Here is an 8,543-nt window from a genome sequence, read left to right on the forward strand (position 1 = left end):
GACATGCCGGACGCGATCACCAGCCCGATCGAGAAGCGCGCCGCGGCGCCGGCGCCGGTGGCGTAGAGCAGCGGCACCACGCCCAGCACCATCGCCGCCGTGGTCATCAGGATCGGCCGCAGCCGGATCGCCGCCGCCTGCTCGATAGCGTCGCGCCGCGACAGGCCCTGCTGCTCCTGCAGCGAATTGGCGAACTCCACCATCAGGATGCCGTGCTTGGTGATCAGCCCGACCAGCGTGATCAGGCCGATCTGGGTATAGATGTTCAGGCTGGCGCCGGTGAGCTGCAGGATCGAGCCGACATTCAGCACCGCCAGCGCGCCGAAGATCGACAGCGGCACCGACATCATGATGATCAGCGGGTCGCGGAAGCTCTCGAACTGCGCCGCCAGCACCAGGAAGATCACGATCACCGCGAAGGCGAAGGCGATCATCACCGTGTTTCCCTCGGTGATGTACTGCCGAGAATCGCCCTCATAGTCATAGGTGACGCCGCGCGGCAGGATGCGGTCCGCGGTCTGCTGCAGGAAGGTCAGCGCCTGGCCGAGGGTGACGATCACCGGCGTCGGCACCGCCTGGATGGTCGAGCTGTTCAGCTGGTTGAACTGGTCATAGGAGTTCGCCGTCGCCTGGGTCTTCAGGGTCACCACCGAGGACAGCGGCACCAGGTCGCCGCCGGAGGTGCGGACGAAGTACTTGTTCAGCTCCTCCGGGTTCAGCCGGCTCTCCTGCGCCACCTGCGGGATCACCTTGTAGCTGCGGTTGTCGCGGTCGAAGCGGCCGATGTCGTTGCCGCCGAGCATGACGTTCAACGTGGTGCCGACATCGTCCATGTTGATGCCCAGCGCCGCCGCCTTGTTGCGGTCGATCTCGACCGACAGCTCCGGCCGGTCGAAGGCCAGGGTGGCGCTGGCGAACAGGAACATGCCGCTCTTGCGGGCCTCGTTGGCGACCTGCTCCGCCAGCTCGTAGACCAGCTGGGGCGAGCCCGGGGCCTTGATCACGAACTGCACCGGCGGGCCGCCGCCGGAGCCGGGCAGCGCCGGCGGCGCGGTGGAGAAGCCCTCGACCCCGGCGATGCCGCCGACCACGCCCTGCACCTGCGCCTCGATCTCGGCGCCGCTGCGGGTGCGCTGGCTCCACGGCTTGAAGGTCATGCCGCCGAAGCCGGAGGACAGCGATTCGGCGCCGGTGACGGCGAAGATCGCGTCATGCTCCGGGATCGCCTGCAGGTCCTTGATCAGCTTGTCGCTGAACCGGTTCATGTATTCCAGATTGGCGTAGCGCGGACCGTTCAGGATCATGAACACGAAGCCCTGGTCCTCCTTCGGCGCCAGCTCGCTCGGCGTCTTCATGAACAGGAAGACCGAGGTGGCCAGCAGCACGATCGCCAGGAAGGCGGTGACCGGGCGGTAGTTCAGCGAATGGTGCAGCCGGCGGCCGTACCAGCCCTGCAGCCGGGTGAAGAAGCCGTCGACCGCGCGCTGGAACCGGCCGCCGCCCTGGCCGTGCGGCTTCAGGAGCTTGCTGGTCATCATCGGCGACAGGGTCAGCGCGACGATGCCGGAGATGATAACGGCGCCGGCCAGGGTGAAGGCGAATTCGCGGAACAGCGCGCCGGTCAGGCCGGTGGCGAAGCCGATCGGGGCATAGACCGCGGCCAGGGTGATGGTCATCGACACCACCGGCCCGGCGATCTCCGCCGCGCCCTTCAGCGCCGCCTGCCGCGGCGTCAGCCCCTCCTCGATATGGCGGTGGATGTTCTCCACCACCACGATGGCGTCGTCGACCACCAGGCCGATGGCCAGCACCATGGCCAGGAGGGTCAGCGTGTTGACCGAGTATCCCAAGGCGTAGAGGCAGAACAGCACGCCGATCAGCGACAGCGGGATGGTGACCACCGGGATCACCACGGCGCGGAACGAGCCGAGGAACAGCAGGATCACGACCACGACGATCACCACCGCCTCGGGGATGGTCTTGCCGACCTCCCAGATCGAGGCCTCGATGAACTCGGTGGCGTCGTAGACGATCTCGGCGTGCATGCCCTCCGGCATCTGCCGCTCGATGTCGACCATCGCCGCGCGGACATTGGCCGCCGTGGTCAGCGGGTTGGCCGCGGGGGTCGGGTTGATGGCGACGAAGATCGCCTCGCGCCCGTTGAAGGTGACGCGGGCGTCATAGCTCTCGCTGCCCAGCTGGACCTTCGCCACGTCCTTCAGCCGGACGATGTTGGTGCCGTCCGACCGCACCACCAGGTCACCGAAGGCCTCGGGCGTGCGCAAAGTGGTGTCGGTACGGATGGCGAAGGTGACCAGCTCGCCCTCGGTGCGGCCCGGCGCCGACTGGAAGTTGTTCGCCCGGATCGCCGTCACCACGTCGGCCGCCGTGACCTTGCGCGACGCCAGCCGCACCGGGTCGACCCAGACCCGCATGGCGAAGCTCTTGGCGCCCAGGATCTGGGCGTCGGCCACGCCCTCGGTGGTGGCCAGCTGCGGCTGCACCACGCGGGTGATGTATTCGGTCACCTCCTCGGGCGACATCCGGTCGCTATTCAGCGCGATGTACTGGATCGCGATCTCCTGGCCGGTGCCCTTCAGCACCACCGGGTCCTTCGATTCCGTCGGTAGGTCGTTGCGGACCTGCTGCACCTTGGTCAGCACCTCGGTCAGCGCCGCATCCGGATTGGCGTTCAGCTTCATGTGCACCGACACGGTGCTGACGCCCTGGACCGAGGAGGAGGTGACGTAGTCCAGCCCCTCGGTGCTGGCCACCGCCTGCGCGATCGGGGTGGTGATGAAACCCTGCATCAGGTCGGCGCTGGCGCCGGGGTAGGAGGTGGTGATCTTGATCACCGTCTCCTCGGTCTTCGGGAACTGGCGCACCGGCAGCGACGCAAGGCCCTGCAGTCCGAGCAGCAGGATCAGCAGGCTGATCACCGAGGCCAGCACCGGCCGGCGGATGAAGATCGAGGTGAAGTTCATGGCGGTCCCCCTTCCCGGCCGGGATTACGACCCGGCTTGCGCCGGGCGGGTGGGGTCGACCGAGTTGTCGATCACCACCGGGAAGCCGTTCTGCAGCTTGAGCTGGCCGGAGGTGACGACCTGGTCGCCCGCCTTCACGCCCTCGACGATCTCGGCGATGGCGCCCTGGCGCTGGCCGACCCGGACGAAGACCTGTTCGACCGTCAGCTGCGGCCCGGCCGGCGCCTGGCCACCCGCGCCCTGCTGGCCGCCCCCGCCGCCGGAGGCCGCCTGCTGGCCGTCCTCGGCCTTCTTCTCGCGGATCACGAAGACGGTGTCGCCGTAGAGGCTGAAGGTGATCGCGGTCTGCGGCACGGTCACGACATCCGGCCGCTCCGGCAGGATCAGCCGGACATTGGCGAAGAAGCCCGGCCGCAGCTTTAGGCCGGGATTGTCGATGGTGGCCCGCACCTTGACCATGCGGCTGGCGGCGTCGACCACCGGCTCGATGCCGGTGACCTGGCCGTGGAACACCTCGTCCGGGAAGGCGTCGGCCCGGACCTCGACCTTCTGGCCCTGGCTGATGCGGCTGAACGCCTGCTCCGGCAGGGTGAAGTCGGCATAGACCTGGTCCAGGCGCTGCAGCGTCACCAGCGGATCGCCGGCGGCGACATAGCGGCCGACATCGATCTTGCGGATGCCGACGATGCCCGGGAACGGCGCCGCCACCGCCTTCTTGTCGATCGTCGCCTGGGCGCGGGCGATCTGGGCCTGGGCCTTCAGGAGCTCGGCATTGGCGTTGTCGAGATCGGATTGCGGGGCGTTGCCGCGCGAGCGCAGCGATGACACCCGGTCCAGGGTACGCTGCGCCAGGTCCATCGCCGCCTGGTACAGGCGCAGATCGGCCTGGTCGATCGAGTCGTCGAGCTGAACCAGACGCTGGCCGGCCTGGACGGTGTCGTTGGCCTTGAAGTCGATCGACTTGACCGTGCCCGGCACCTCGAAGGCGACCTCGATGCCCTCGACCGCGGAGATGGAGCCGATGCCCTCGAGATAGTCGGTCCAGGTCTTCGCCTCCGCCTTGGCGGCGGAGATCGGCACCGGCGGCATCTGCTGGCCGGCGAAGAACGCCGCCACGCCCTGATCGCGCATGACGTTCATGCCGACCAGCGCGCCGACGACGAGGATCAGGCCGATCCCGACCAGGAAGAAGCGGAGAATCATGTGGGAACCGTCTCCCTGCCTGCAGCAGATCGTTGCCGGGCCGTGCCGTGAATCGAGAGGCGCGCCACCATACACCAGACTGTTACAGTTGACATAATCGGAAACATACATGCCTGTACGTCATAGGTAACCGACGGATCCATGCGTGGATCGCATCGCTTCGGCACCATCGCCGCGCTGGCGCCATCGGCCTTCGCATCCGCCGCGGCAGCCTATAAGGTGCCGATGGGACTGGACGGGACCCCGCGCCATGCAAGTCTATCTGCCGATCGCCGAGGTCTCGGTGAACGCCCTGCTGATTCTCGGCATGGGCGGGCTGGTCGGGTTCCTGTCCGGCTTGTTCGGCGTCGGCGGTGGCTTTTTGATGACGCCACTCTTGATCTTCATCGGCATCCCGCCGGCGGTCGCGGTTGGCACCCAGGCGAACCAGCTGGTCGCGGCCAGCGTCTCGGGCATGCTGGCGCATTGGCGGCGCGGCAATGTCGACCTGAAGATGGGGCTGGTGCTGCTGGCCGGCAGCGTGATCGGCAGCGTGCTGGGCGTCCGCCTGTTCGGCCTGCTGCAGCTGCTGGGCCAGATCGACCTGGCGATCAACCTGTTCTACCTGATCTTCCTGGGCACGGTCGGCGGGCTGATGCTGGTCGAGAGCGTGCGGTCGATGCTGCGCCAGCGCCGGTCGCCCGGGCAGCGGCGCAAGCTGCACAGGCACGGCTGGTTCCACGGCCTGCCGTTCAAGACCCGGTTCCCGAAGTCGCGGCTCTATATCAGCGCCCTGGCCCCGATCGCGATCGGCGCGCTGGGCGGCTTCCTGACCGCAATCATGGGCATCGGCGGCGGCTTCATCCTGGTGCCGGCGATGATCTACCTGCTGGGCATGCCGGCCTCGCTGGTGGCCGGCACCTCGCTGTTCCAGATCATCTTCACCACCGCGCTGGTCTGCTTCCTGCAGGCGCTGCAGAACCAGACGGTGGACGTGCTGCTGGCCCTGCTGCTGCTGGCCGGCGGCGTGATCGGCGCCCAGTTCGGCACCCATGCCAGCGGCCGGCTGCGCGGCGACCAGGCCCGCGCGCTGCTGGCCACGCTGGTGCTGATCATCTGCGTCAAGGTGGGGTTCGACCTGATCGGCACGCCGGCAGACCTGTTCACCGTCGCCATGCGCCGGGGAGGCTGAGGCCGTGCGGCACCTCCTCCTCGCCGTCGCCGTCTGGGCCGCGGCGCTAGGCCTGTGCCGGCCCGGCGCCGCCCAGGACCTGGTGGCCGACCTGTCGGACCACGTCATCGCCATCAACACCGGCTTCACCGGCACCCGCGTGCTGCTGTTCGGCGCCACCGAAGGCGACGGCGACGTCGCGGTGGTGGTGCGCGGCCCGGTCGACCGCGCCACGGTGCGCGAGAAGGACCGCGTCGCCGGCATCTGGCTGAACCATGCCAGCATGAAGTTCAGCAACGTGCCCGGCTTCTACGCCGTGGCCTCGAGCAAGCCGCTGGAGCAGCTGGCGCCGCCCAATGTCCTGGAGCGCGCCGGCATCGGCCTGCGATACCTGCAGCTGACCCCGGGCGAGGACGACCGCGAGGCCGGGCCGGAGGCGATCGGCGCCTATCGCGACGCGCTGATCCGCGGCCTGCAGCGGGAGGGCCTGTATGTCACCGACACCGGCCAGGTCAGCTTCCTCAGCGGTCGGCTGTTCCGCACCAGGATCGAGTTTCCCGCCAATGTCCCGACCGGCCAGTACCAGGTTGAGGCCTACCTGTTCCGCGGCGGCCAGGTGGTCGATGCCCAGACCACGCCGCTGATCATCGGCAAGGTCGGGCTGGGCGCCGAGATCTACCAGTTCGCGCAGGACGAGCCGGCGCTGTACGGCCTGGCCGCCATCCTCGTCGCCGTCGCCGCCGGCTGGCTGGCCAGCGTCGTCTTCCGCCGCGCCTGATCCCTTCCCATCTATCGAGGGAACCATGACAGACAACGCCCCAGAGACTCCGAAGACGGAGATGCCGCGCATCTTCCTCGTGGTCGTCGACGACACCGAGGAATGGCGGGCGGCGCTGCGCTATGCCTGCCGCCGGGCGCAGCACACCGGCGGCCGGGTGGCTCTGCTGCACGTCATCAGCCCCAGCGAGATCCAGCATTGGGGCGCGATCGAGGACGTGCTGCGCGAGGAGGCCCGGCACGAGGCCGAGCAGCGGCTGCAGCGGGTGGCGCGCGAGGTCAACCAGCTGACCGGCACCATCCCGATCCTGCATATCCGCGAGGGTGCGGCGCGGGACGAGCTGCTGGCGCTGATCGCCGAGGAGCCGTCGATCTCGGTGCTGGTGCTGGGCGCCGACACCGCCTCCTCCTCCGGCCCGGGACCGCTGATCCAGTACCTGACCAGCAGCAAGGCCATCGCCCGGCTGCGCATCCCGCTGACCATCGTGCCGGGCAACCTGACGGCCGACGCGATCGACGCGCTGACCTGACCCGCGCCCCGGCCGCGGACCGGCTGCCCGGCGCGGCTTGACGGCGCCTTCGGGCGGTGGCATCCGAGCCGCATGGGTGACGGGTGCCGGGGCAGGCCCTTCGCCGCCTTCGACGAATCGAGACATGGACGAGCCAGACAGTCGTCCCGACCGGGACGAGACAGACAACCAGAGGCGACCCGACCGGATCGCCCCGCCAGGGAACGGACGGCCCAGCGCCGCGCCGGCCGAAGGGCTCCGCTAGACCGCGGTCCCCCGGCCCGGTGATGCGCCGGCCGCAGGGGACAGACCGCGATGCTGCGCATCTACACGCTTTCGAACACCCATTTCACCCCGGTCGAGCCGGTGGAGGGCGCCGGCTTCCCCACGGACACGGTCTGGATCGACCTGTTCAACCCGACTGCCGAGGAGGAGCACTTCGCCGAGAAGCAACTCGGCCTGTTCCTGCCGACCCGCGAGGAGATGCAGGAGATCGAGGCGTCGAGCCGGCTGTACCAGGAAGATGGCGGCATGTTCATGACCGCCAGCGTGCTCTACGCCACCGAGACCGATGCGCCGGGCACCGCCCCGATCACCTTCGTGCTGAAGGGCCAGACCCTCGTCACCATCCGCTATGCCGAGCCGAAATCCTTCGCCGGCTTCATCGCCCATGCCGAGCGCCAGCCGATGCTGTGCCCCACCGGCTCGGCCACGCTGATCGGCCTGCTGGAGGCCATCGTCGACCGCACCGCCGACATTCTGGAGCGTGTCGGCAGCGAGGTCGACGTGCTGTCGCAGCGCATCTTCAAGGTCAATGAGGCGGTGCACCGCCGCACCACCAACGAGGAGCTGGAGGCCAACCTCAAGCAGATCGGCCGCAGCCAGAACCTGGTGTCGAAGGTGCGCGAGAGCCTGGTCAGCCTGGCCCGGCTGCTGAGCTTCCTGGCGGTCGGCGATGCCACCAAGGACAAGGCCTTCCGCATCCACCAGAAGAGCCTGAGCCGGGACGTGGCGTCGCTGACCGACCACGCCACCTATATCGGCAACAACATCACCTTCCTGCTCGACGCCTCGATGGGGATGATCAACATCGAGCAGAACGCGATCATCAAGATCTTCTCGGTGGCCGCGGTGGTGTTCCTGCCGCCGACCCTCGTGGCCAGCATCTACGGCATGAACTTCGACGTGATGCCCGAGCTGAAATGGGCGGTCGGCTATCCCTTCGCCCTCGGCCTGATGGTCCTGTCCGCCGTGCTGCCCTATCTCTGGTTCAAGCGGAAGGGCTGGCTGTAGAGCCCATCCGACAATGCTACTGGAGCGGCCGCCTGGAGGCGGTTTCTGCGCTTCCGGTGCTCACGGACTATAACGTCCGCTGCGCTCCGGTTCTCGAAACCACCACCATTCGGCTCGCCCCAGCGCATTCTCGAACGGGCTCACGACCGACTCTCGGCATAGCCACCGCCGGATGGCATCATGGCGATCCATACGCCGTGGATATGCCGATGATCGAGCTGCGCCATCTCCGCTACTTCGTCGCCGTGGCCGAGGAGGGGCATGTCACCCGCGCGGCGGAGCGGCTGGGCATGCAGCAGCCGCCGCTGAGCCAGCAGATCAAGGCGCTGGAGCAGGCGCTGGGCGTGCCCCTGCTCCACCGGCTGCCGCGCGGCGTGCAGCCGACCGAGAGCGGCCTGGTGCTGCTGGACGAGGCGCGCACCCTCCTGGCCCAGCTCGACCGGGCACTGGAGACGGTGCGGCGCACCGGGCGGGGCGAGCTGGGCCGCGTCGCCGTCGGCTTCACCAGCTCCGCCGCCTTCCACCCCTTCGTCTCCGCCGCCATCCGCGGCTTCCGCGAGGCCGCGCCCGGCGTCGAGATGGCGATGGAGGAGGGCAGCACCGGCGAGCTGGTCGCGGCGCTGCGGG

At 68.6% G+C, this 8,543-nt stretch carries 7 protein-coding genes; 5 read left to right on the forward strand and 2 right to left on the reverse strand.

The features are described from left to right. Positions 1-2,984 (reverse strand): efflux RND transporter permease subunit (locus P409_RS19050; RefSeq protein ID WP_034841505.1); only part of this gene is annotated, 2,984 nt, incomplete at its 3' end. Positions 2,985-3,008: 24 nt separating this feature from the next. Beyond that, complete coding sequence (locus P409_RS19055) at positions 3,009-4,187, reverse strand: efflux RND transporter periplasmic adaptor subunit (protein WP_034841510.1); 1,179 nt, start codon at positions 4,185-4,187, stop codon at positions 3,009-3,011. Positions 4,188-4,437: 250 nt separating this feature from the next. Here P409_RS19055 and P409_RS19060 point away from each other — a divergent pair, with 250 nt between their 5' ends. The 5 genes from P409_RS19060 to P409_RS19080 form a co-directional block, all read left to right on the forward strand. Then, positions 4,438-5,358 carry a sulfite exporter TauE/SafE family protein gene (locus P409_RS19060; RefSeq protein WP_034841515.1) on the forward strand — a complete coding sequence of 307 codons (921 nt, stop codon included), beginning with the start codon at positions 4,438-4,440 and terminating at the stop codon, positions 5,356-5,358. A 4-nt stretch (positions 5,359-5,362) separates the two neighbouring features. Further along, positions 5,363-6,115, forward strand: coding sequence for a TIGR02186 family protein (locus P409_RS19065; RefSeq protein WP_034841520.1), 753 nt, complete (start codon positions 5,363-5,365; stop codon positions 6,113-6,115). 61 nt (positions 6,116-6,176) lie between these two features. Next, positions 6,177-6,644 (forward strand): universal stress protein, encoded by a 468-nt coding sequence (locus tag P409_RS19070; protein WP_081991625.1) that lies wholly within the window; start codon positions 6,177-6,179, stop codon positions 6,642-6,644. 294 nt (positions 6,645-6,938) lie between these two features. Then, positions 6,939-7,916 carry a magnesium/cobalt transporter CorA gene (gene corA / locus P409_RS19075; protein WP_034841530.1) on the forward strand — a complete coding sequence of 326 codons (978 nt, stop codon included), beginning with the start codon at positions 6,939-6,941 and terminating at the stop codon, positions 7,914-7,916. A gap of 209 nt (positions 7,917-8,125) precedes the next feature. Then, a partial coding sequence (locus P409_RS19080; protein ID WP_152613437.1) for a LysR family transcriptional regulator occupies positions 8,126-8,543 on the forward strand: 418 nt, incomplete at its 3' end.

This window comes from Inquilinus limosus MP06, from assembly GCF_000767795.1.
GTDB classification, from domain to species: domain Bacteria; phylum Pseudomonadota; class Alphaproteobacteria; order DSM-16000; family Inquilinaceae; genus Inquilinus; species Inquilinus limosus_E.